Source organism: Metamycoplasma alkalescens (genome assembly GCF_900476125.1).
Taxonomy (GTDB): Bacteria; Bacillota_I; Bacilli_A; order Mycoplasmatales; family Metamycoplasmataceae; genus Metamycoplasma; species Metamycoplasma alkalescens.
Genome location: NZ_LS991949.1, coordinates 67,181 through 91,758, shown reverse-complemented (window position 1 = coordinate 91,758; position 24,578 = coordinate 67,181). Strand labels below are relative to the sequence as shown.

The 24,578-nt window shown below is 26.4% G+C and carries 20 protein-coding genes and 1 rRNA gene; 11 read left to right on the top strand and 10 right to left on the bottom strand.

What is annotated here, in order from left to right; genetic code table 4:
* The first annotated feature begins 22 nt into the window (after positions 1–22).
* The gene (gene pip / locus D2845_RS05925; RefSeq protein ID WP_002881277.1) at positions 23–955 is read left to right on the top strand and encodes a prolyl aminopeptidase; all 933 of its coding nucleotides are present in this window, start codon (positions 23–25) and stop codon (positions 953–955) included.
* 102 nt (positions 956–1,057) lie between these two features.
* On the top strand, positions 1,058–1,822 hold the full coding sequence (locus D2845_RS00360; RefSeq protein WP_110858140.1) for an SAV1803-related protein: 765 nt from the start codon (positions 1,058–1,060) through the stop codon (positions 1,820–1,822).
* A 6-nt stretch (positions 1,823–1,828) separates the two neighbouring features.
* On the opposite strand, the gene D2845_RS00355 is transcribed toward D2845_RS00360, so the two are convergent.
* Complete coding sequence (locus tag D2845_RS00355) at positions 1,829–2,743, bottom strand: nucleotidyltransferase (protein ID WP_110858141.1); 915 nt, start codon at positions 2,741–2,743, stop codon at positions 1,829–1,831.
* Positions 2,744–2,919: 176 nt separating this feature from the next.
* On the opposite strand from D2845_RS00355, the gene D2845_RS00350 reads away from it, so the two are divergent.
* The 7 genes from D2845_RS00350 to D2845_RS00320 all read left to right on the top strand — a co-directional run bounded on the left by D2845_RS00350 (position 2,920) and on the right by D2845_RS00320 (position 11,479).
* On the top strand, positions 2,920–5,076 hold the full coding sequence (locus tag D2845_RS00350; protein WP_110858142.1) for a helix-hairpin-helix domain-containing protein: 2,157 nt from the start codon (positions 2,920–2,922) through the stop codon (positions 5,074–5,076).
* Positions 5,077–5,238: 162 nt separating this feature from the next.
* Complete coding sequence (gene nusA, locus D2845_RS00345; protein ID WP_231992784.1) at positions 5,239–6,837, top strand: transcription termination factor NusA; 1,599 nt, start codon at positions 5,239–5,241, stop codon at positions 6,835–6,837.
* The gene (locus D2845_RS00340; protein WP_002881286.1) at positions 6,821–7,120 is read left to right on the top strand and encodes a YlxR family protein; all 300 of its coding nucleotides are present in this window, start codon (positions 6,821–6,823) and stop codon (positions 7,118–7,120) included. The genes nusA and D2845_RS00340 overlap by 17 nt, the downstream gene beginning before the upstream one ends.
* Positions 7,081–8,886, top strand: a complete 1,806-nt coding sequence (infB, locus tag D2845_RS05920) for a translation initiation factor IF-2 (protein WP_002881289.1) — start codon at positions 7,081–7,083, stop codon at positions 8,884–8,886. Before D2845_RS00340 ends, infB begins: the two co-directional genes overlap by 40 nt.
* Position 8,887: 1 nt before the next feature.
* Positions 8,888–9,214 carry a 30S ribosome-binding factor RbfA gene (gene rbfA / locus D2845_RS00330; protein ID WP_110858144.1) on the top strand — a complete coding sequence of 109 codons (327 nt, stop codon included), beginning with the start codon at positions 8,888–8,890 and terminating at the stop codon, positions 9,212–9,214.
* A 2-nt stretch (positions 9,215–9,216) separates the two neighbouring features.
* Entirely contained in the window at positions 9,217–11,040 is a 1,824-nt protein-coding gene (gene mnmG / locus D2845_RS00325; RefSeq protein ID WP_110858145.1) for a tRNA uridine-5-carboxymethylaminomethyl(34) synthesis enzyme MnmG, read from the top strand.
* Positions 11,041–11,047: 7 nt separating this feature from the next.
* The gene (locus tag D2845_RS00320) at positions 11,048–11,479 is read left to right on the top strand and encodes a 23S rRNA (pseudouridine(1915)-N(3))-methyltransferase RlmH (RefSeq protein WP_110858146.1); all 432 of its coding nucleotides are present in this window, start codon (positions 11,048–11,050) and stop codon (positions 11,477–11,479) included.
* A 52-nt stretch (positions 11,480–11,531) separates the two neighbouring features.
* On the opposite strand, the gene D2845_RS00315 is transcribed toward D2845_RS00320, so the two are convergent.
* The 5 genes from D2845_RS00315 to whiA all read right to left on the bottom strand — a co-directional run bounded on the left by D2845_RS00315 (position 11,532) and on the right by whiA (position 17,758).
* Positions 11,532–13,406: an ABC transporter ATP-binding protein gene (locus D2845_RS00315; RefSeq protein WP_110858147.1), complete on the bottom strand. Its 1,875-nt coding sequence runs from the start codon at positions 13,404–13,406 to the stop codon at positions 11,532–11,534.
* A complete protein-coding gene (locus D2845_RS05915; protein WP_110858148.1) occupies positions 13,399–15,243 on the bottom strand; it encodes an ABC transporter ATP-binding protein in 1,845 nt (614 codons plus the stop codon). The genes D2845_RS00315 and D2845_RS05915 overlap by 8 nt, the downstream gene beginning before the upstream one ends.
* A 188-nt stretch (positions 15,244–15,431) precedes the next feature.
* Positions 15,432–16,610, bottom strand: coding sequence for an acetate/propionate family kinase (locus D2845_RS00305; protein WP_110858149.1), 1,179 nt, complete (start codon positions 16,608–16,610; stop codon positions 15,432–15,434).
* A gap of 115 nt (positions 16,611–16,725) precedes the next feature.
* Positions 16,726–16,829 (bottom strand): 5S ribosomal RNA (gene rrf, locus D2845_RS00300).
* An 89-nt stretch (positions 16,830–16,918) separates the two neighbouring features.
* Positions 16,919–17,758: a DNA-binding protein WhiA gene (gene whiA / locus D2845_RS00295; RefSeq protein WP_002881301.1), complete on the bottom strand. Its 840-nt coding sequence runs from the start codon at positions 17,756–17,758 to the stop codon at positions 16,919–16,921.
* A 105-nt stretch (positions 17,759–17,863) separates the two neighbouring features.
* Between whiA and D2845_RS06975 the strand changes: the two genes are divergently transcribed.
* Positions 17,864–18,016 carry a variable surface lipoprotein gene (locus tag D2845_RS06975; protein WP_420811653.1) on the top strand — a complete coding sequence of 51 codons (153 nt, stop codon included), beginning with the start codon at positions 17,864–17,866 and terminating at the stop codon, positions 18,014–18,016.
* Positions 18,017–18,424: 408 nt separating this feature from the next.
* Positions 18,425–18,625 carry a hypothetical protein gene (locus tag D2845_RS06970; RefSeq protein ID WP_241853830.1) on the top strand — a complete coding sequence of 67 codons (201 nt, stop codon included), beginning with the start codon at positions 18,425–18,427 and terminating at the stop codon, positions 18,623–18,625.
* A 72-nt stretch (positions 18,626–18,697) separates the two neighbouring features.
* Here D2845_RS06970 and lysS read toward each other — a convergent pair whose 3' ends face one another.
* The 4 genes from lysS to D2845_RS05900 are packed head-to-tail and all read right to left on the bottom strand — an operon-like array spanning position 18,698 to position 24,554.
* Positions 18,698–20,164 (bottom strand): lysine--tRNA ligase, encoded by a 1,467-nt coding sequence (gene lysS / locus D2845_RS00285; protein WP_110858151.1) that lies wholly within the window; start codon positions 20,162–20,164, stop codon positions 18,698–18,700.
* A 35-nt stretch (positions 20,165–20,199) separates the two neighbouring features.
* Positions 20,200–20,523: a histidine triad protein HinT gene (hinT, locus tag D2845_RS00280; protein WP_002881309.1), complete on the bottom strand. Its 324-nt coding sequence runs from the start codon at positions 20,521–20,523 to the stop codon at positions 20,200–20,202.
* A complete protein-coding gene (locus D2845_RS05905) occupies positions 20,523–22,289 on the bottom strand; it encodes a HinT-interacting membrane complex lipoprotein P60 (RefSeq protein WP_110858152.1) in 1,767 nt (588 codons plus the stop codon). The genes hinT and D2845_RS05905 overlap by 1 nt, the downstream gene beginning before the upstream one ends.
* A gap of 3 nt (positions 22,290–22,292) precedes the next feature.
* Positions 22,293–24,554, bottom strand: a complete 2,262-nt coding sequence (locus D2845_RS05900; protein ID WP_110858153.1) for a HinT-interacting membrane complex protein P80 — start codon at positions 24,552–24,554, stop codon at positions 22,293–22,295.
* Positions 24,555–24,578 lie beyond the last annotated feature (24 nt).

The following is a 24,578-nucleotide window of genomic DNA, read 5'->3' as shown; positions in this document are numbered from 1 at the left end:
AATTTATATTAAGGAGAAAAAAATGTTTGATCCAATTGAACCATACAAAAAAGGATATTTAAAAGTAAGTGATATTCATCAAATTTATTATGAAGAAGTTGGCAATCCAAAGGGTAGTCCAATTTTGTTTGTGCATGGTGGTCCGGGTGGAGGAATTTCTGAATCAAGTCGCCAATATTTTGATCCAAAACATTACCGAATTATTCTTTTTGATCAAAGAGGATGTGGCAAATCACTTCCATCAGCTGAAATTAAGCAAAATACTACACTTGATTTGGTAAATGATATTGAAGCTTTAAGAATTCATTTAAATATTGAAAAATGAATTTTATTTGGAGGATCATGAGGGTCATGTTTAAGTTTAATCTATGCAATCAATTATCCTAATGCTACTAAAGGATTAATTCTTCGGGGAATTTTTTTAGGTCGTGATGAAGACAATGAATTTTTATACCAAAAAGGAACCTCTTTTTTTATGCCAGAAGCATTTGATGAATTTTCTTCATTTGTTTTACCCGAAGAAAGAAATGATTTAATTAAGGCATATCATAAGTACTTAAATAGCAATGACATTGACATTGCCTACAAAGCTGCATATCATTGAGCAAAATGAGAACTTGGAGCCGTTGCAATTGAACAACTTCCTGACATTGAAACAATTTTAATGGATAACAAAGCAAATCTAGAACTTGCAAGAATTGAAAACCATTATTTCATTAACCATATTTTCTTGGAAGATAATTATATTTTAAAAAATATTGCAAAAATTAAAAACATCCCAACTATTATTGTTCATGGACGATATGATTTAATTTGCCGTCCTGAAGGAGCATACTTATTGCATAAAAATCTTCCAAATTCAAAATTGCAAATTGTCACAGGAGGGCATTCTTCAAAAGAAGAAAAAATAGCAACTGCATTGATTGAAGCAACTGAAGAATTTAAAAGTTTATAAATAAAATTGAAATCAATAAAATTCAATATAAAACATTCAAAAAAATCAAGGTTATGCAATATTTGACCTTGATTTTTTATTGATGTAATATAATTTAAATTAATGGCTGAAATTATAAAATTATTAAATTCGGATTATGAAGAGTGCATTGAATATTTATTAGATAAATATGGATTTGTTCCAGGCAATTATTTTTATATTTTAGGAAATAATTTAATTTCTGTAAACAATGATTTTAAAAAAGCAAACCAAGGACTTTATGTTCATCATATTGATGAAAATGAAAATGGATTTTTATCAAACAATCAAGCAATTATACACCATCCACAATATCAACCATTTGATAAATTGGTTTATTGTAATCTTTTAGAGCGTCTTGTTTTACATATTAAAATTTTTAAAAAAACTAATTATTTAAATGAGACAATATTCAAATTTATTATTCCTGAATTGAATGATATATATTCAAATATCGAATATCAATCACAGAAAAAGAAAAATGTTGCTAAGCTTGTAAAACCATTCAAAAATGAATATTTTCAATGTCTAAAATTATTGAATTTAAATTCAAAGAAAAAAGTTGATTCAATTTTAAGTTCAAACAAAGATAATGAAAAAATTGGTTGAAACATTGAAAAAAATCAAAAATTATTCAAAGAAATAAAAGCCTTTTTGAAATATGATAATCTTCCTTTGGGCAATGAAAAAGATCTTAATCAATTACAAAAAAATAAACAAATTAATTTTACAAACAAGAATTCAAATAAGCAAAACAAAAAAAGCAATGTTTGAAAAATATTTTTAAGTTTATTTATCCCTGCTATTTTGTCAGCAATAATTTTTACAATTTGATCAATTGCAAAATAAAGACTTTTATTTTCATAATTGTCTTTTTTTATAAACTTTTTTTAAAACATATAAATATACACGCTTAATTCTTGAAGCACTATATCTTTTTGAAGTGCATAATTCTATAAATTCATCGTATGAATTTGCAGCGATATTTTTTTTAAATAAATTTTCCATTCCTTCGGAAACAAGCATAATATTTGCTAATTTTTTTGCATCAATTTTTTTAACAATTTTTTGAAATTTTTTATAAGTATCTTCGATTCTTTTAATTTTTGTTATACTCATAGGTGAATATAAAGATATATCTTGATTATTTTTGATCATTTCTCGAAGTTTAGTTCCTGAAGCATAAACTAATGAAACTTCATTTGATGCATGTGAAACTGTTCTTTTGATGCAATCTAGTTTAATCTCTAAGGTATTATTGATGATAAATTTTGTGTATTCAAATCCTAAAATATCTTGTGGAATTTCTTCTTCTTTCAAAAATAATTTTAGTGATTCATAACAAGCAAAAATAAATGAGCGACCAGTTTTTAAAATTTTTTTAACATTTTGATCATAAATTACTTGATTGTTTTTAAGTTTTTTTGCCGCATTAAGATATTTATTTATATCATCTGAATCAGATGCACCAAAAACTAATAGATCAATCTTTTTTTTGATTAATTTTTTAATTGCATTTTTTGCAAAGATATGAGCGGCTTGTGTTGAGGTTTGAAAATCTAACTTAATAACCTGATCAACACCATATTTCTTACAAATTCTTTTTCTTTTTTGAAATGAAGCGCAAGCAATTTCACCACGTTGTGTGTAATTGGATGAAAGCGCAACAATAAGTTTTGCATCTGGATATTTTTTTTTAATTTGATTAATTAAATAAATATGACCATTATGAAACGGATTAAATTCTGCAATTAAACCAATTTTTTTCATCCCTAAACCTCGCTTCATAAACACATTAATTAGAAAAATAAGATTTTTCTAAATTAAATTATAATAGTATAATTAAATATGAAACACTTTTTTATTGTGATAGGAAACATTAAAGAAGTTATTTTATTTATCTTGAAAAAAACGAAATAATTGATTTCAAATGATAGGACAAAATTATGAGCGATTTATCAATAAAAAATGTAGCTAAAAAGCTAAACATTAATGAAATGCAAGTATCAGAAACTCTAAAATTATTAAATGAAGGTGCAACAATTCCTTTTATTTCACGTTATAGAAAACAACAAACTGGTGGACTTGATGAAGAACAAGTTTCTAAAATTAATGAACTATACGAATATGATGTTGAACTTTTAAAAAGAAAAGAATATGTTAAGTCAATTTTAGAAGAAAAGGGTTTATTAACTGAAGAAATTGCAAAAAAAATTGCCACTGTTGAAACCAAACAAGAAATTGAAAATATTTATGAACCATTCAAAGTTGGTAAAAAAACTAAAGCAACAGAAGCATTAGCATTAGGACTAGGACCGCTAGCTGATTTGATCATGACAAACAAAGATGAAACATTCAATGTTTACAAAGAAGCAGCAAAATACGTTAACAATGATACATTAAAAAACATTGATCAAGTTCTTGAACAAACTAAATTCATTATTGCTCAAAATATTTCTCAAGATATTCATGTTCGGGAATATGTTAAAGACCAGTTAATGAATTATGGTTTTATTGTTACCAAGAAAAAAAATACTGAGGATGAAAAAGAAACATTTAAACAATATTATGATTATTTTGAAAAAGTCAAATCAATTCCAAATCATCGGATCTTAGCAATCTCGCGGGGCGAGGAAAAAAAGATTTTATCTTACACAATTGAATACAATGAAAAAGTTGTAATTTATTATTTAAATAACAAATTCTTTATCAATCGAAGAACTGCAAAAATTGTCAATGAAGCAATTAAGGATGCCTTAGACCGATTAATTTTTCCATCAATCATTCGGGAAATTAAAACTGATTTATTTAAACGAGCTGAAGCTGAAGCAATTGAAATTTTTTCAAAAAATCTTGAAGATTTATTGTTATCACCTGCAACCAAAAACAAAAATATTTTAGCAATTGATCCTGGATATGCCAATGGTTGTAAATGTGTTATGATTGATGCAAATGGCAATTACTTAGATGGTTTTATTATTTATCCTTTTGCAGGTTCAAAAGAAAAATTTCTTGAAGGTGTTAAAAAAGTTCATGAAATGCTAAATAAATATCCTGTTGATTTAGTTGTTATTGGTAATGGAACAGCGAGTCGTGAAAGTGAAGAATTTATTGATAAATTACTAAAATCAAGAAGAAGTAATAATCAAAATCTAAATACCAAATTTGCAATTGTTAGTGAAGTTGGCGCCTCAGTTTATTCAGCTTCAAAAATTGCACACGAAGAATTTCCAGACTTTGATTTAGAATATCGTTCAGCAATTAATATTGGAAGAAAGTTCCAAGACCCACTAAATGAATTAATCAAAATTGATCCAAAATCATTAGGTGTTGGACAATATCAACATGACGTCAATCAAAAAGAATTAGCAAATAAGCTTTCATTTAAAGTTGAAAAAGTTGTTAACATGGTTGGAGTTGATTTAAACACAGCAACAAAATACATTTTAGAATATGTTTCAGGTCTTTCAAAAAACATTGCTCAAAACATTGTTGATTACCGGAATGAAAATGGCTTGTTTAAATCAAGAGATGAATTAAAAAATGTTAAGGGATTAGGCACTAAAGCATACGAACAATCAGCAGGTTTTTTAAGAATTTATGACTCAGAAAACTTTTATGATAAAACAAATATTCATCCTGATTTATATGATTTAGCTGATCAAGTTGTAAAAACTTTGAAGATTAATCTTCAATCAATTGATAAAGAAAAACTTCAAAATGTTGATAAACAAGAACTAGCAAAAAAATTGGATGCAAGTGAATATGATATCAATCTAATTATTGATTCATTAATTGCTCCTGGGAAAGATATTAGAGATGACAAAATGGGATTCATTGTCAATGAAAAGATTTTAAAATTTGAAGATATTCAAATTGGGCAAGAAATCATTGGTCAAGTTCAAAACATCACAAATTTTGGAATTTTTGCATATATTGGTTTGAAAGAAAATGTTTTAATCCACATTCGAAATATGAAAAAATCAGATGACCAATTCATTATTCATCCAAGTGAATTAGTTTCAATTGGGGATAACTTAAATATCAAAATTATTGACATTGATCAAACAAATAAAAAAATTCAAGGAAAAATTATTTGATAAAATCGATTATCTAAATATCTAAAAATACTTAAATTTAAATATTTGTTTTAAAAATGATAAAATTATTACATACTATTTTTAATTGATGAATTAAAAGGAGTTGGGATCTTCCCAATTCTTTTTTGATAAAGTATAAGAAATTATTAAGGAGAAAAAATGAGCATGAAACCTAGTAATATGGCAACAAAATCTAATGAAATCTTTAATGCAATTTACAACGTTTCACAAATAAAAAAGATTGATGAAGAAATTGTAATTAAACTTCTTAGAGGCGCTGTTGAACAAGTTATCTTAGGTCAATATGATCCCGATGCGGAACTTGAATTTATTATTGACAAAGAAAATCGTGATTTCAAAGTTATTAATCACACAAAGATTGTCACTGCTAAACCTGAAACAGATGATGAAAAAGATAACTTTTGTCCATGCATTGAAATCACCATTGAAGAAGCTAAAAAAATTGATCCTTCAATTGAGGAAGGTGATTTAATTTCTGCTGAAATTGATTTTGAACGCTTTGCTAAAAAAGATTACCAAAAAATTTTAAGTATTTTTAACCAACAAATTCGGGAACTTGAAAAACAAATGACATATGAAAAATACATTAATTTAATCGGTAGTGTTGTCAAAGCAAAAATTACAAACATGACAAAATCAGGAACACTAATGGAATTGTATGATGGTGTTGTTGCTTATATGCCATCATCAACAAGCAACCTACGTTTATTAGCAAACCTAAGACCAGGTGATCTATTAGATGTTTATATTGAAGAAGTTAAACAAGAATCAAAAAATGCTCAAGTTATTGTTTCTTCAGTTGAATCAAAACTTCTTAACAAATTATTTGAACAAGAAATTCCTGAAGTTGCAGCCGGTTATATTGAACTTGTTAAAATTGTAAGAATTCCTGGTGAAAGAGCAAAAGTTGCAGTCAAGAAAACTGAATTAGCACCTTTTGGTCTTGAGGAATTAGGTTCAATCATTGGTCGAAACTCAGACCGAATTGATGCAATATCAAGACAATTAAACCATGAAAAAATTGATGTTGTTTTATATGATGAAGATAAGAAAAAATTTGTCATGAATGCAATTAGTCCTTCAAGAGTAATTGATATCATTCACAAAAAAGATTCAACACCACAATTCAATAGTTTTATTGTCGTTGTCCCAAATGCACAACATACATTGGCAATTGGCAAAAAAGGCCAAAATGTTAGATTAGCATCCGAATTAACAAAAACTCGTTTAGATATCATTAGTCAAGCACAAGCTGACCAAATGGGAATTCAATATTCATTTGAAAATGCGAATATTTCTGAAGAAGAATCAAAACTAAGATATGAGGGCAAAAAACTAAATCTTAAACCATTTGCAAAAACTCAAAGAAGACCATATAGTGCACCTGATTATTCATTTAATATTTCTGAATTTGATGAAGATTTAGCTGAACTAAGACAAAAAGCACAACAAACCGAAAAGGTTTTTGAAAGACAATTTTATGATGCAAATATTGATGAAGAAATTGAAAAAGCATTGTATGAAATTCAAAATGAATTGAATTATTCGAAAGAAAATGAAGATGATGATTTTGATGTTTATTCAGAAGATGTAACTAAAAAAGAAAACAAAAGCAAAGAAAAAATTGAAGCTGATTATGAAAAGATTACTTCAACAAAAATGAAAGACTTTAAAAAAGATGCTGATTTAAGTGCTGGGTTAGAAAATCTTGATTTAAGCGATTTAGATGATGAAGATTGATAAAAAATACACACGCAAATCAATTGTTGATGGAAAAATTTATCCAATCCAAAAACTAGTACGATTTGCAAAAATAAATAATGAATTTTATTTTGATCCAGATATAGAATTAAAAGGCAGAGGAACATATTGTTTAGACAATTTAGAACAAATTAATATCCTGTTTAAAAAACATTTATTAAATAAAGCCTTTAGACAAAATATTGACCAAGAAATATACGAAAAATTATGAAAAGAGGTGGAAATATGGCTAAACAAAAAAACAACAAACGAGCTTCCAATGTAGAAATTATCAAAGGAAAATTAAATAAAGTTGAAACAAAAATCCAAGATAATGTATTTATTTTTAGTGGACCTTTAACGATTGCTGAATTTAGTTCCAAAATTAATCAAACAGCAGCAAAAATTTTGACTTACTTTTTTAAAAAAGGGATTATGAAAACAATTAATACTTTTTTAAATGAAGAAGAAATTGCTGAACTTTGTTTACTTTATAACTTGGATTTCAAAAAAGAAGAAAATGTTGATGCAGAAAATTTATTTGATAAATTGGAAATTGTTGATGATCCAAATGATTTATTTTCACGCCCACCAATTGTTACAATTATGGGACATGTTGATCATGGAAAAACAACATTAATTGATAAAATTCGTAACAGTAATATTTTAGCTTCAGAATTTGGCGGTATTACCCAACACACTGGCGCTTATCAAGTCGAATATAAAGAAAGAAAAATCACTTTCTTAGATACACCAGGACATGAAGCATTTACAGAAATGCGATCAAGAGGAGCAAAAATAACTGATATTGTTATCATTGTTGTTGCGGCTGATGATGGTGTTAAACCCCAAACAATTGAAGCAATTGATCATGCACGATCAGCTGAACTACCAATTATTATTTTTGTTAATAAAATGGATAAACCGGGTGCTGATCCTGAAAAAATTAAAAGTCAATTAAGTGATCATAACATTGTTTGTGAAGAATGAGGGGGAGATACCCAATTCATTTATGGTTCTGCTGCCCAGGAAAAAAATATTGATGATTTATTAGAAGCAGTATTTTTACAAGCTGATTTATTAGAACTAAAAGCTAATTTAAACCGTGATGCTTTTGGAACAGTCATTGAATCAAAAATTGATAAAGGAAGAGGAATTGTTGCCACAGTCATTGTTGAAAATGGAACTTTATTACCAAGAGATTTCATTATTGCGGGCGGTGAATATGGTAACATTCGAAGCCTAATGTCAGTTGATGGTAAACCACTACAAAAAGTTTTACCAGGTGAACCATGTATTATTACAGGGTTGCACAAAAGTCCTCTTTCAGGTGATAGATTCATTGTCGTTAGCGATGAAAAATTTGCTAAAAAATTAGCAGAAGAAAAATCATTTATTAACAAGCAAAAGGAATTAAGTGAAAGAAATTCCTTCTCAATTAAAGATGGTAAAAAAACACTAAATATTATTATTAAAACCGATGTTCAAGGTACTGCTGAGGCAATTAAGCAAGCAATTTTGAAAATTAAAAATGATGAAATTAATATTAATGTTATTCGTGCAACAGCTGGGGAATTAACAAAAGCTGATTTATTATTAGCTGAAACCTCAAATTCAAGAATATACTTGTTTAATATTAATGCTTCAGCTGAAATTAAAAAGATTGCCGAATCAAAACAAATTAAAATTATGTCACACAACATCATTTACAAAATTATTGAAGAAATTCAAGCAATTATTAATACTTTAAAAGAACCTGTTTATGAAGAAAAACAAATTGGTTTAGCAAAAGTTATCAAATTATTCTTTTATTCAAAAGTTGGAACAATTGCTGGATGTAAAATGTTAGAAGGTTTAGCTAAAGAATTTTGTAAGGTTGAAGTTTTTAGAAAAAATAAAAGTATTTTTAAAGGAATGATAAGTTCACTAAAAATTGAAAAAAATGATGTCAAAGTTGTGGAAAAAGGTTTTGATTTTGGTACCCATATTAAGGATTTTGATAAAATAGAGTTAGATGACGAATTAAAATTTTATGAGGATGTGTTAGTTTAATATGAATGCAATTATTCACGAAAGAAAAAAACAATTATTATTAGAATTAATTGGAAATAGTTTTTATGATTTAAAAGATTTTGATGTTGCAAACATTGCGATTAATGATGTAATTTTGTCAAATGATGGCTCACACGCAAAAGTATTCATTACTTTATTTAAAGATAAAGAAAGATACTTTAAAAAAGTCACCTCAATGACACCTTTTATTCGTTCAGTTGTTGCGAAAAGTTGAAAATACAAAAAACTACCAGAATTAGTGTTTTTAATTGATACAGTTGAACCTGAAGCAGCACGAATTGAAAAAATTTTAAAAGAAATCAAATAAAAATGAATCATACAAATTTTGATGCCATTGTCATTGGTGGCGGACACGCTGGAATTGAAGCAGTTTTTGCCCTTGCAAAAAGAAATTTAAAAGTTGCATTAGTAACTTTAAATATCAAAAAACTTGCAATGCTGCCATGCAACCCATCAATTGGTGGATCAGCAAAAGGAATTATTACACGGGAAATTGATGCCCTTGGTGGAGTACAAGGCATTTTTGCTGATATGGCAATGATCCAAATTAAGATGTTAAATACATCAAAAGGTCCTGCTGTTTGATCATTAAGAGCGCAAATTGACAAAGAAAAATATTCAGAAATAATTTTAGATGCTGCTAAAAAAGAAAAAAATATTACCCTAATTGAAGATGAAACTGCTGATTTAATTGTTGAAAACAAAAAATGTCTTGGAATCAAGACATTAAAACATGGTGATTTATATGCCAAGGCTGTTATCATGACAACAGGTGTATATATGAACTCAAGAATCCTAAGAGGACTTGATATTAAAAATGATGGTCCTGATGGCGAAAAAAATAGTTCCACACTTTCAGGAAATTTAGTAAAATATGGTTTTGAGTTACAAAGGCTAAAAACAGGAACTCCTTGTCGGATTTATACGGATAGTATTGATTTTTCAAAAGTTGAAAAAGAAATTTTGGATAAAACAGAACTTTGTTTTTCATCAAAAACTAATATCAAACTTGATGAACAAACTTCTTGCTTTTTAACGCATACAACCAAAAAAACAAAAGAAATCATTTTAAAAAATCTTGATAAAAGTTCGTTGTATTCAGGTGTTATTGTTGGTGTTGGTCCAAGATATTGCCCAAGCATTGAAGATAAAATTGTGCGTTTCCAAGATAAAGAAACACATCATGTCTTCTTTGAACCCGAAACTGCTAAAGGCGATATTATGTACATCAATGGCTTATCAACATCAATGCCAGCCGATGTGCAGGATGAAATCATTAAATCTGTGCCTGGTCTTGAAAATGCAAGAGTGCAAAAATATGGTTATGCGATTGAATATGATGCAATTAATCCATTAATTTTGTATAAATCACTAGAAACAAAATTAATTGAAAACTTCTTTTCTGCTGGTCAACCAAATGGAACCAGTGGATATGAAGAAGCAGCAGCTCAAGGATTAATTGCCGGAATTAATGCCGCAAACAAAATTCAAGGTTTACCAGTCATGGAAATTAAAAGAAGTGATGGTTATATTGGCGTTTTAATTGATGACATTGTCACAAAAGGAACTTCTGAACCATATCGGATGCTAACAAGTCGTGCTGAGTATCGCTTATTATTAAGAAATGATAATGTTGATGAAAGACTTGCAAAATATGCTTTTGAGAACAAGATGATTTCTGAAGAAGAATTCAATCAAGTAAAAAATAAATATAAGAATATTCAAGAAAAAATCGAAGAGTTAAAAAATAAATTTGTTTCATCTAAATCGCAATTAGGAATTAAATATAATGTGCAAAATGGTCAATCTTATTTAAAACTACTTTCAAACCCTGAGGTTGAACCAAAAGATATTTTAGGTAAAAATTATCCTTATATCAATGAAATTACAACCCAAGTTCGACTATTTGGTTACTTAAAAAAACAAGAAAGTGCTGCGGAAAAAATCATGCGGCTTGAAAATTTTAAATTACCAGTTGATCTTGATTATTCGCTAGTGCAAAATCTAGCAACTGAAGCAAGACAAAAGCTGCAACAAATCCGCCCAACTACAATTGGGCAAGCAACACGGATTAGTGGTATTAATCCAGCTGATATTCAAATGCTAATGTATTATTTAAATAATAAAAAATAACTAAAGTATGAAAATAAACATTATTGCAGTTGGAACTCTTAGTTCCAACCATCAAAAAATCTATGATTCATATCTAAAAAAAATTAATTTTTTTGCCACGATAAATTTAATTGAAATCAAAGAAGTTGTCAATGATAATATTGAAATAAAAATCGCTAAAGAAACAAAAGAGATTTTAAAAAAAATTCCTAAAAATTCCAAAGTTTTTTATTTATCCCTAGAAGGTAAACAAATGTCAAGTGAAGAATTTTCAGACTTATTTGTCGAAGATAATTTAACATTTATCATCGGTGGTTCAAATGGTGTGATTGAAAATAAATTTAAAGAAAAAATTGCTTTTTCAAAAATGACATTTCCGCATCAAATGTTTCGATTAATGTTAATTGAACAAATTTATCGGGGCTTAGCAATTAAAAAAAATCTTAAATACCATAAATAAACAATTAAAAAGACCAAGTTTATACCCTGGTCTTTTTTTAATGTTAAAAATTTTAATCTTCAGAAAAAGCTGAGTGATACATTTTTTCATAAAAACCTTTTTTTGCAAGTAATTCTTTATGTGTACCACTTTCAATGATTTGGCCATCCTTAATCACAAAAATACAATCAGCATTAACAATTGTTGATAAACGATGCGCAATGATAAATGAAGTTTTATTTTTCATTAATTTCATAATTGCATTTTGAATAATTTTTTCTGTTCTTGTATCAATATTTGAAGTTGCCTCATCAAGAATTAAAATATTTTTATTTGCAATAATTGCCCGCGTGATTGCAAGTAATTGTCTTTCACCTTGTGATAAATTAGCACCACCTTCTTCAATTACTTCATTATAACCATTTTCAAGTTGTTGAATAAATTCATCAGCATGTGTAATTCTTGAAGCTTCAATAATTTCATCATCGGTTGCTTCTAAATTTGCATATCTTAAATTTTCCATAATTGTATCTTTAAACAAAAATGTATCTTGTAAAACAATTGAAATTTGGTTTCTTCATGATTTTTCATTTACTTCTGATGATTTGTAATTATCAATCAAAATTTCACCACTATCTGGAATATAAAATTTACTTAGTAAATTAATGATTGTTGTTTTTCCTGCCCCCGTTGGACCAACAAAAGCAAAAACTTGTCCTTTTTTAGCTTTAAATGATGCATTTTTTAATTGCAAATCATTTGGGTTTTTTAGATATGAGAAATTAATATTATTAAATGTTACTTCACCTTTAATTTCATGATCAATAACACCTAATTTTTCTTCATCAATTTCAGGTTTTAGAGCAATTAAATTAAATAATCGAGTTGCTGAAACCATCATCATTTGAACTTGCGAAATATTTTCAAACACCCGCACAACATTACTTGACATAATTCTTATATATAAAACAAATGACATTAAAATTCCGGGAGTAAATTCCTTATTTGAACCAGTTCCAATTCCAGCTGTGACAAAAGCTGAAGCAGTTATCACAACAACTAATTGCAATAAATTGATCACAACATTACCATATGGTCACATTAATCCGGTATAAATTGTTGCTTTTAGCGATGATTTATAAAGTTTTTTGTTCTTATTACTAAATTGATCATTAATTTGAGAATTAAAATCCAAACTTTTAATCAAGTGATGTGCGGCAAGATTTTCTTCAATAAAACCATTTAACTTTGCAATATGTTTTTGTTGTTTTTCAAACTGAGGCATTGATTTTTTTATCAAAATAAAAATCATTGTCAATGAAAGTGGGAATAAAACTAATGTTATTAGTGATAAATAAGCTGAATAATAAAACATGAAACCAAATGAAAAGACTGTAACTGAAACTGTTGAAATAATTACGTTTAGATTTCCAGCCAATCCATTAGCAACGTTTTCGACATCATTTGTTAGAATTGACATCAATTCCCCTGCACTTACTGCATCAAAAAAAGAAACAGGCATTTTCATAATTGATTTATAAGCATCATGCCGGATAATTGCCGATGATAAAACACCAGCTTCAACTGACAATGTGTTTGAAATATAAGAAAGAATTTGTTCTAGAATATAAAGCGTAATTAACAGCGCAAAATATCCAAAAAATTTAAAGGGGTCAAAATTTTGCTTATTATTTCCTAATAAAAAATCAAAACTTAAAAAGTTATCTGTAATATACCCAATTAAATAAGTCCCAAAAGTTAAACAAGCTCCAGCTAAAATTGCACTAAAAACAATCCAAAAAGCCATACCTTTTTTGAAGTTTAAATAATGAATTAATTTTTTAAAACTATCTCATTTAAGATGTCTTTGTTGTCTTTTAATTGCTTTTTTTTCTTTTTTTGTTAGGTTTGGTTCAAATTTAGTTTTAAATGGATCTAAATTATACATTTTCTTCTCCTAATTGGGTTTTAGCAATCTCAGAATACAAAGCACAACGGCGCATTAAATCAAGATGTTGTCCTGAATCAATCACCTTTCCTTTTTCTAAAACTAAAATTTTGTCAGCATCCATGATTGATGAAATTTTTTGGGCAATAATAATTGTGACAAAATTGTCGATATTTAATTTTTTTAGATTTTTTTTGATTTCTGATTCAGTATTTGCATCTAAAGCAGAAGTTGAATCATCCAAAATAAGAATTTTTGGTTTTTTAATAATTCCTTGCGCAATTGATAGTCTTTGTTTTTGTCCACCAGATAAATTTGCTCCTTTAGCTTGAATTTCAGCATCCAAATTATCTTTTAATTTAAAAACAAAGTCATAAGCACAAGCTGCTTTAATACTATAAATTAATTCTTCATCACTAGCATTTGGTTTTGCCATCAATAAATTTGAACGAACACTTCCACTTAATAAAGCTGGCTTTTGGTATACATGGGCAATTGTTTGATGAATTGATTTTGTATCAATTTCTTTAATATCATGCCCATCAATTTTGATTGAACCATGTGAGGCTTTGAAATCAAGACTTAGTAATTTTGCAATTGTACTTTTACCAGAGCCAGTTGGACCAATAATTCCAATTGTTTCACCCGGTTTTGCTTCAAATGTAATATCTTCTAAAACGTTTTTTTCTGAATCATTATAATAACGAAATGAGACATGATTGAAATTTATATGGCCATTTTCAATTTTTTTATCTGAAACAACATATTCAATATCTGGTTTTGTTTTAAAAATTTCATTGATTTTTTTCCCTGAAATCATTGATCTAACCAATGAATAAATCACAAAAGTTGACATAATTACTCCAACTGTAATATAAACAACATAATTTATAAATGTTGAAGCACTTGAAATTGTTTCTTTATACTTATTTGCATCTTCTAAAATTGAACCAGTGCTATCTCTTCGGATAAAATAACCTGCAACTAATAAAATTAAAGCCGTTGTAACATTGGCAAATAAATTAACAAAAGCAAATGTTAAATTGTAAGCATTTCAAGATCTTTTTGATAACTTATTTCATTTTCAATTTTTATCTTCGAATTTATTATTTTGAAGATTTTCTAAATTGTATGATTTAATAACCTTGATTCCAAGAATGCTTTCTTGTGATTCATTATTTAGTTGTTCATACATTCTTTGTTCTTTAACAAAATAAGGAACAACAATAATACTTGAAATAATCATTGTAAGCATTAAAGCCGGAATTAAAACTCCAAGTGTAACTGAAAGTTTCATATCTGTTAATAATGCAAAAACTAATCCAAAAATTAAATTAAAAGGTCCTACAATACTTAATCTTAAAAAAACATTTATTCCAAATTGAATTCTTGTAACATCAATTGTAAATCTTGTCATAATTTTGGCATGACTAAAAAATTCAATATCTTTTTGCGATAAAGTTCCTAAATGATTTCAAAGTTTTTCGCGAATTTGTTTTGCCCCTGCAACTGAAACATATGATCCAAGAATTGAACCAAATAAAGTTGATGATGAACCAATAATTAAAGCAATAGCAAAATAAATTGAAAAATACTTTAGACTTTCAGGAATTGTTCCTTCGACTGTAAACATTCTTAAAATTCGAACACTTGAAGTAAATGTTTCAAATGGAATATTATTTGCTTTTAAAAATATTTTTTGAGAAATTAATGAGGTAATTTGCCCAATAAAAATCGGAATAAACAAAAAAGCAATAACCTGAACAATTGTAAAAACAATTGTTAACAAAGAAAGCATTTTTAGTTTATTACTCATATATTTAAAAAGTCTAAGCATTTAATAAACCTCCTTTCTTTAACTTTACTTTAGTTTTGTATTATACAACAAAAAAATGAATTTATTTATAAGTTAATTCAAGCAAAATCTTTCCAAAATTATAAAAAAATAATGCATATTGGCACTAAATAATTTAGATCTCAATATACATTATTGATTTTTTCATTGATTTTAAATTGGAATTAGATTTACAAATTGATTGCTTCTTTGGCAATAAATAATTCTTCATCTGCCCGAATTACATAAATTGGGATTTGACTTTTTTCTGAAGATATTAATTTATAATCTTTGAAATTTCGATCTTGATTTTTTTGCGCATCAATCTCTAAGTTTACTAAGTTAATTTTGTCAATTACTGCTTGACGCATGTCATTATCATTTTCACCAACTCCAGCAGTAAAAACAATTGCATCAATTTTATCATTTATTTTGTTTAGATATAAAACTAAATAATCAGCAATTTTTTGGGCATATAAATCAAGAGCAAAATCAGCTTGAGGGTTTTTATTTTTAAATTCTTGAACATCCCTTAAATCTGATGAAATTCCAGACACTCCCAACATTCCTGATTGTTCATTCAACATTGCAAATGCCTCTTCAATGCTCATATTTTTATGTTTCATGATGTAAGGAATAATTGAAGCATCAATATCACCACTTCTTGTTCCCATCATCACTCCAGCTAATGGAGTAAATCCCATGCTTGTATCAATTGATTGACTATTTTTAATTGCGCATAAACTAGCGCCATTACCAATATGTAAATTAACAATATTGACATTTTTTTTGTTGAATATTTCTTGACATTTTAGGGTAATGTAATGATGATTTAATCCATGAAAACCATATTTTCGAATATTTAGATCATCTGTTATTTTTTTATTTATTGGATATGTATAAGCTTTCTTTGGTAGTGTTTGATGAAATGAAGTATCAAAATGCATTGACATTTTTGCATGCGGTAAAAGTTGTTGAAAAGCTTCAATCGCAGCAATTGCGCCAGGATTATGAATTGGTGCTAAATCAATTGAACTTTTTAATCATTCCAGTGCTTTGGGACTAATAATTGTTGTTTTTTGCAAATTCGGTCCACCATTTACAATCCGAAATGAAACTTTGTTTATTTCTTTAAAATCAGCAATAATATTATGATCTTTTCATTGTTTAACTAGTTGTTTAACAGTTTCTAAAAAAGAAGGAAGCGGCATAGAAGTATCAGTTTTTTTACCCATATAATCCAAAGTTAAAATGCCTTCTTGCATTTTAATTCGCTGAGCTATTCCTTTAGCTTCAATTTTTAAATCTTGATTGAATAATGTTCATTTAATTGAACTTGAACCTGCATTAATAACTAAAATTTTTTCCATATTTCTAAAATTACTCCTAATAAATAAAAATTAATTTAAATTATATTATAAAGGCATTTAAACTAGAAAAAGAAATAAAAAATAATCTTAAATTGAAATAAAAATAAAATAAAAAAAAGAGCAACGACCTATTTTCCCTTATGGTATCGTCGGCACTGAAGGTCTTAACTGCTGAGTTCGGAATGGAATCAGGTGGGCCCCTTCGTTATGGTTGCTATGGTTATTATTATATCGAATAAAAAATTTTTATTACAAAATTTTTAAATTTCTTATTAAATATTGCATCAAAGAAAAATTATTCAAATTAATTATTGTTTTTTTGCTTTGTATTTGTTAACTTTATTTTTTAATTTTATTAGTGTATGGTTTAAAGATGAACGTGATTTTTTAATATTATTTTTTTCTAGCAAAATAACTAATTCAGATAAACTACAATCTAAATTATTTTTTTTGATTTTAAAAAAATCTAATTCTTCTTTTTTAAATAAATTACTTAATTTATTTTTCATCACAAAATCATAATTTTCTAAAAATAAAGTATTTGAATTTGCAATTCGTTGTTGGTTATAAATATCAAAATTTGTAATTCGATTAATATTATTATAATAATCTCTTGAGATCTTATATTCTTCTAATTGATAATAAGAATTAATAGCTTCAATTGCTTTTAAAAAATCACAAATATTTTCAATTTTTTTTAAATAAATTAAATATTTATTATTTCTTTTTAAAAGTTTAAATTCTAAATTGTATTTGTTTAGTGTCATTAAGCATTCTAGTGCTTTGTTAAAATCATAAAATTTTAATTCTAAATGGTTTGACAAACTTTCAAAGTTTGAAATTGAACCACTTGCTAGAAATATTCCTGAAAAATAATCTCTTTCAAATTTTAGTTTTTGATTTTCAAATGTTGCAATGTCAATTAAAAAATCATTTTTATGATTTTGTCTAAAAGAAATATTAAATTCTTGCAAAAGATTTTTTACAAATTCAAATAAATCTTTATTATTAAATATTAATTTTGCAAACTTATTTTCAATTTTTGCAGTTGCAAAAATTCCACTTAATAAATTTAGTTTTTCTTGTTTTTTAAGTGGACGATTAATAATTTCTTCTTTGATTTGTAATGTAAAAGTTTTATTTTGCATATAATCAAAATTAATTATATTTAAAAATCATTTTTTTTAAAATTTAAAAGAAAAATTTAGGAATAAAATATTAGACAAAAATTTGAATATTCTTTTTAAAAAAATATGAGTAAAAATTACAAATGAAAAAAAATAAAAATAATCACAAGTATTTTATTGCCAATATCTTTGTTACCTTTGATTGCAATTTCTTGCAATAATCAAAAGCAAGATGATAACAAAAAACAAAAGATTGATATTTCGAAATTAAATTTATAAATAAATCCTTCAAATCAAATTAAAAAAGAAGAAATTTTAAAAACTTTAATTTCAAAAACTGCCATCAAAGAACTTGAGTTTGAAAAAGATCTTGATATTAAAATTAAAAAGGCAGAAATTGAAAAACAAGGTTTAATTGAGATTACTACAACCAAAAAATCTAAATATTTAATTGGTCAAATAAATATCATTATTCCAAAACTTCTGAAAGATAATAAAACAAATAATCATCAAGAAGAAAAATTTCCAAAAGATAAACCACAAAAAGAAAACCAAAATAAGAAAATAAATAAGCAAGAAAATCAATCTGATTCATCTGAAAAGAATGAAGAACAATTAAATGAAGAAATTAAAAAATTTCCATTAGATTCAATTAATTGAACAGATGTATTTGACAAATATCCAATTTTGACAGAAGAATCTATTTTAAAAGCAATTGCTGAAAAAATAAACATTGATATATTAAACAAAGATGAATTTGAGATATTTGATTTTAAAAAAGCAGAAGAAGAAAAAACTGGTTCAATTCATATCAAAGCAAAGAAATCCTCAAAATACATAAGTGGTGAATCATGGACAATAACTCCTTTTCTACCACCCAAAATCTAATTAGCAACAATAAAATAAAAAATAGTCACATTCTTAATTTCTAAAGTGACTATTTTTTATTTTGATTATTAATTATTTTAAATCTTTCAATTGTGGGAATAAAAGAATATCTCTAATTGAATCATTTTGTGTTAATAACATAATTAAACGATCAATCCCAATACCACATCCACCTGTTGGTGGTAACCCATATTCTAAAGCATTAACAAAATCTCAATCAATTTCATTTGCTTCTTCATTACCGTTTTCTCTTTCTTCCAATTGCGATTCAAATCTTTGAAGTTGATCAATTGGATCAGATAATTCTGTAAACATATTTGCAAATTCTTTTGTTCCAATGAATAACTCAGCTCTTTGGGTAAATCTTTCATCATCTAATTCTTTAAATGCCAGGGGACTAATTTCAATTGGATGACCATACACAAAAGTTGGTTGAATCAATGTTTCTTCAATATATTTTTCAAATAAATCATTGATAACATGACCTAATTTATAATATTTTTCAACCTTAATATGATGTTTTTTTGCTAATTCAATTGCTTGTGCATCATTTAATTTTCTTAAATCAACACCAATTTTTTCTGAAACAGCATCAACCATATTAATTTTTTTAAATGGGTATTTGAATTCGATATCAAAACCATTAAATTTAACTTTATCAATTTTTAGTTTATTTGTTAGATGTTTAAAAACACCCTCTGTTCTTTCCATCATTCCCCACATATCAGAATATGCTTCATAAAATTCAATTGAAGTAAATTCTGGATTGTGTGTACTATCAACTCCTTCATTCCGAAAAATCCGTCCAATTTCATAAACACGATCTAGTCCACCAACAATACATTTTTTCAGCGGTAACTCAGTTGCAATTCGTAAATAAAAATCGCGATTCAAAGCATTATAAAATGTAATAAATGGTCTTGCTGCTGCTCCACCTAAAATTGGTTGCAACACTGGGGTATCAACTTCTAAATAATCAAGATTATCAAAAAATTCTCTTACCCCTTTAATGATTTGTGTTCTTAAAATAAAAGTTTTCTTTGATTCTTCATTAACGATTGTGTCAACATAACGATGTCTTCTTCTTTCTTCAGAATCAACTAATCCATGATATTTGTCAGGAAGAGGTTTTAGTGCTTTTGTTAATAAAGTAATTTTTCTTGCTTTAATTACTAATGCATCAGTATTTGTTTTTGAAACAAGTCCTTCAACACTAATAATATCGCCTAAATCTAGTTGCTTAATAACTTCAGTTGAAATTTCGTCCAATGTTTTTTTGTCAACATAAATTTGCATATTGCCATAACGATCTTGTAAAACTAAAAAAGGTCCTCTTTGGGTAATTACTCTACCATTAAAAATGACATCTTTTTTAAGAGCATCAATTTCCTCACGATTTTTTTTCTCAAATAATTCAATCATTTCTCTTGAAGAAATTGTTGGTTTAATTGTTGAATTAAAAGCACGAATATTTTTTTTAGCTAATTCATTCACTTTTGTTCTTCGCACTTGTTCTTGTTCTGAATATTTTCTTTCCATGAATATTTTTTCTCCTATTTTTTTACAAGAATGTTTTAGTCATAATATGGAATGATATGAATATGTGTTCTAAAAACAGCTTGATCTGCAGCATCATTATTATTAATTGTTAGTTTAAATCCATCAGCATTAAGTTTTTCAGTTCATTCTAAAGCTAATTCACGTGCTTTTGAAACTAATTTAAGTAAATCTTTTTCTTCAATATCATAAAGATTTCTTGAAAATTCTTTGTGAACAACTAAAAAATGTCCTTTTTGCACTGGTTTAATATCTAAAAAAGCAATCACATCTGCATCTTCATAAAGAATTGTTGCTGGAATTTCTCTATCAATTATTCTTTGAAATATATCTTTCTCCATTATAATATTCCTTCCGCTTTAAATATGTCTAAAACAATTGGATGTAAATCAACTAATTTAAACCCTAAATTATCTAATATATACTTATTAGCTTCTCTAAACAACTCATTTCCTTTTGAAACAATAATATGGTTAGCAATTTTACTTTGTTCAGTTTCATTATTTCATGGTGTTTGATCAAAAGTTAAGAAGCCTTTATTAACTTTTTTACCTGGTTCTTTTTCATCATCAACTTCTTTTAAAATATACATTGGTGCAATTTTAACAACATACGCAGCATCAATTGTTCCATTTTTTATCATATTAATTTGTTTTGGAAACTTATCTAGATTAATGTTGTTACCTCTCTCATCAACTACAAATTTTGTGCCATCATAATTTAAAATTGCATTAAAGTCATAAAAATGTCTTTTACCCAGTCCTTCAACACTTAAACGCATTGGAACTCTTAAATTACCACTAGTTCCGCTACTAAATACTAAATCACCATTTACTTCAAATAATAATTTATATTTTTTATTTTCTCCATTTTCAAGGGTTAATTCTTTGGTAAATAATTTTTCGTTTTGATTATCTCTAGTTAATCTCTCAAATTCAATATCTTTGGCATCAAAATTCTTTAGTTGATCTTCTTTACCAACTTTTGCATTTAATTGTGCTGTTGGTTTTATTTTAGGAAGAATTTTTTCTTTTTCTAATATTTCTGCAAATTTGAAATAGTCTTGATCTCAAACTTGATTTGTATTTGGATTAACAAAACCAAAAATTGGAGATTTGGTGTTTTTTATTGCAGCTAATGTATTAGCTAAGTCACCTGAAGTATTTTTATTTTGTTCAATTCCTTTAAATGCTCTTAAATCTTTTAAATTAGTTTTTTCTGAACTACCTGTAGCAATAATAAATTCTTTATGTTTTGCGATTGGATTGTAATTATATTTGACCTTATCACTAGATGTATATGAAGCCAAATTATTAAAATCATCAAATGTTGAGACATTTGCATGTCCATTTCTTAAATTCATATCCTGATTATCAGTAAATGATCATTTTTGGATAATTGGATTTTCTACTAAATACTTAATTAGGTATAAATTAGAACTTGATAAATCCAATGCATTGTAAAGATCTTTTTTAGTGCTATTTTTTTCTTCTTTTTTAATTTCAGCATCTAAACTAACTTGATATTTATCTTGACCTTTGTCATTGTTTGAAAGTTTTTTAAATTCTTCTCTTGATTTTAATAAATAAAGTTTAGAAATCAATAATTTTTCTAATTCCAATCTTCAATTTAGTTGAAGAGGTTTTGAATTTTTCATTATAAAAATAAAATCTTTTTCATTAGGAATTTCTTTTGGACTAGGCTTAAAATCTTTTTCGTCTATATTTAGTCGAATAAAATCAAATTTTAAATTTCAAAAAATTTGGGGATTTTCTTCTAATTTTTTAGCAGCATATTGCTTAAATATATCATACAAATCAGCGTATAATTTTGAATTCTTATCTTCGATTGCTTTTAAAATTTTTTCATCATTATCATTAGCTGATATATCTTTTAAATCACTTTCATAAAAAATACTTAAATATGTGTCCAAAAGTTGCTGAATAATTTGGTTTTTTGAAGCAGGTTCTTTTAAGAAATTAACTTGAAATCCTGAAGTCTCATTTTTGCTATTACTATTTGGGTTATTACATGAAATTGAAATGACTGAAGTAATTGGTAAAAGACTAGATAATAAAGCAGTTGTTATTATTGTTTTCTTTTTCATAAATTATCTCTTACCTTTCTCTTTTATTTCTACATTTAGTACATATTCAACAATTGTGTCAAAAATATAATCAACTGCTTCACGGCCATTATGTGATTCAATTGTTACTTTATTTTGAGTTGAGTCATATTTAAAATCTTCAATAAGGTTGTCATTAACTTGCTTTTGAACAAATTTTTCAATTTGATCCAATTTATTATTTAAAATTGATGTCTTATTTGTTTTTTCAAATGCAGAAATATAATTTATTGCTCCGTTTATATCCTCGTCAGTAAATTCTTTTTCTTTATCTGAATCTATTGGAGTAAATTTTTGATTCTTAATATGATTTTTAAAATCTTCATTACCTAATAAATCTTTAATTTGAAATTCATTAGAGTTAATAACTTCAGAAAATATTGTTGTTAAATCAAATAATTCTGAGGTAAATAAACTTTTATAATTAGCTTTTGATTTTATTCCTAAATCTCTAACAATTAATTTTCTAACTTGGTCTTCATTATTAAATTGATGAACATTTTGGATTAGTATTCCTTTTGATGTAACTGAAACAAAATTATTTCCAACTTTATAAAGTGCATTAATTTTTTTCTTAGCTTTATTACTAGCAACACCATTGCTAAATGTATCTCTAAAAACTGAACCGAATACATCAACCAAATCTTTTTCATCAAATTTATTAATTATTTCTTCAATTTTATTATTGTATTGTGCATATTTTTGAATTTCAGAATCACCATTTTTTTTATTTTTGACAACGGATAATTTTAAAGAACTTTTACCATTTGAAAAAATATCTTTTTTTAATTCACCAAGTATTTTGCTGTAAACATCAAGTTTCTCAAAGTCCTTAAAATATTTAGATTCTACAAAAGCTTTTGTTAGATTCTCTTTTAATGTAGTGAATAAGTCATTTTTTTCAGTATGCTTATATATTCATTTATTGACATTATTGTTACCATTTTTAACATCACCTAAAACTATTGATAATAAATTTAAATATGAAGAAGGATCTTCAGATGAAATTGTTTTTTCTAAATTAATAAACCCTTTTGAGCCAAACTTATTTGCATTAGATGTATCAGAAGAAAGATTATTAATTAATAATTTATCATTATTAGCTTTGATTTCATCTTCTTCCTTTATTTCTTGCTCCTTAATTAAATTACTAAAACCAGAAAAGTCGTTAAGTTTTTCAACACCAAGTTTAATTTCTGTTTTTTTATCTTTTGTTTCATAAGCTGAAAATTTTAATAATTTAATAATTTCGTCTTTTTTAACTTTTCATGGTTTTTCTGATCCTGTTTCATCTTGTTTTGTAGATAAAGCAAATTCAGATAAGATTGCTTGTTTTTTATCTAATCATGGTTTTATGAATCGTTGTGGATTTTTAAATTCTTTAACAAAAGATTTTGTGACAAAAATTGGAATCTTAATTGATGTTTTTGAATCAACTTGATTTTCAATTGAATCTTCTTTTGGTAAAACATAATCAACATTTTCTTTAATATTAAGCTCATTTTGTAAATTTATAATTTCGTCTTTTTTAGCAATAACTTTTTCTTGACCTTTTATTGTGTAAGAAACTTTTTTATTTGCTTTGACACCATTTTTTAATTCCAAATAGGTTCAATCAGTATTTACTTCAGTTTTGTATCTTAAATAAGCATTTTTTTCAATTTCTTTGTTGATTTTAAAATCTAAAGCTTGGGCTTCATTTTTTGATTTTCCTCAACTATCTTTAGCTAACTCTTCTAAAAATTTTTCTTCCCATTTTTTTTCTAAACCAAATTGTTTTTGATATTGCTTTTTAAGATCGTCCAATTCTTTTTTTACTTTTTCAGTAATTTTTTCAATAGAATCTAAAGCAAATTGTTTTTCATCTGCTTTAGATTTATTGGCATTATAAATTGCTTGGTATCTTAATGAAGCTTCATATTCTTGTTCATATAAGTATTTACTAATATGTTTTTTGATTTGTTCAAAAATATGTTTGTTTTTATTTTCTAAAACTGGGTTTTTATCAATTGATCCATAATTGATATCGATTTTATTTCCTGAAGGGTCTTGAATCCGATATATATGGCTATCCGGATTTAAAATTGGAGATGGTTTTGGAAGCACTTTTGATGCTTGCGCAAGCGGAATTCCAATTCCTGCTCCAATAGCAGTAGCTATAGCTGTTGCTCAAAAAGTACCTCAAAGAATCCTATTTCTTTTGGTTTTTTGTTCATTTGTTTTATTTTTTTGCATTTTTTTAGACATATATTTCCTTTCAAAAACTCCTTA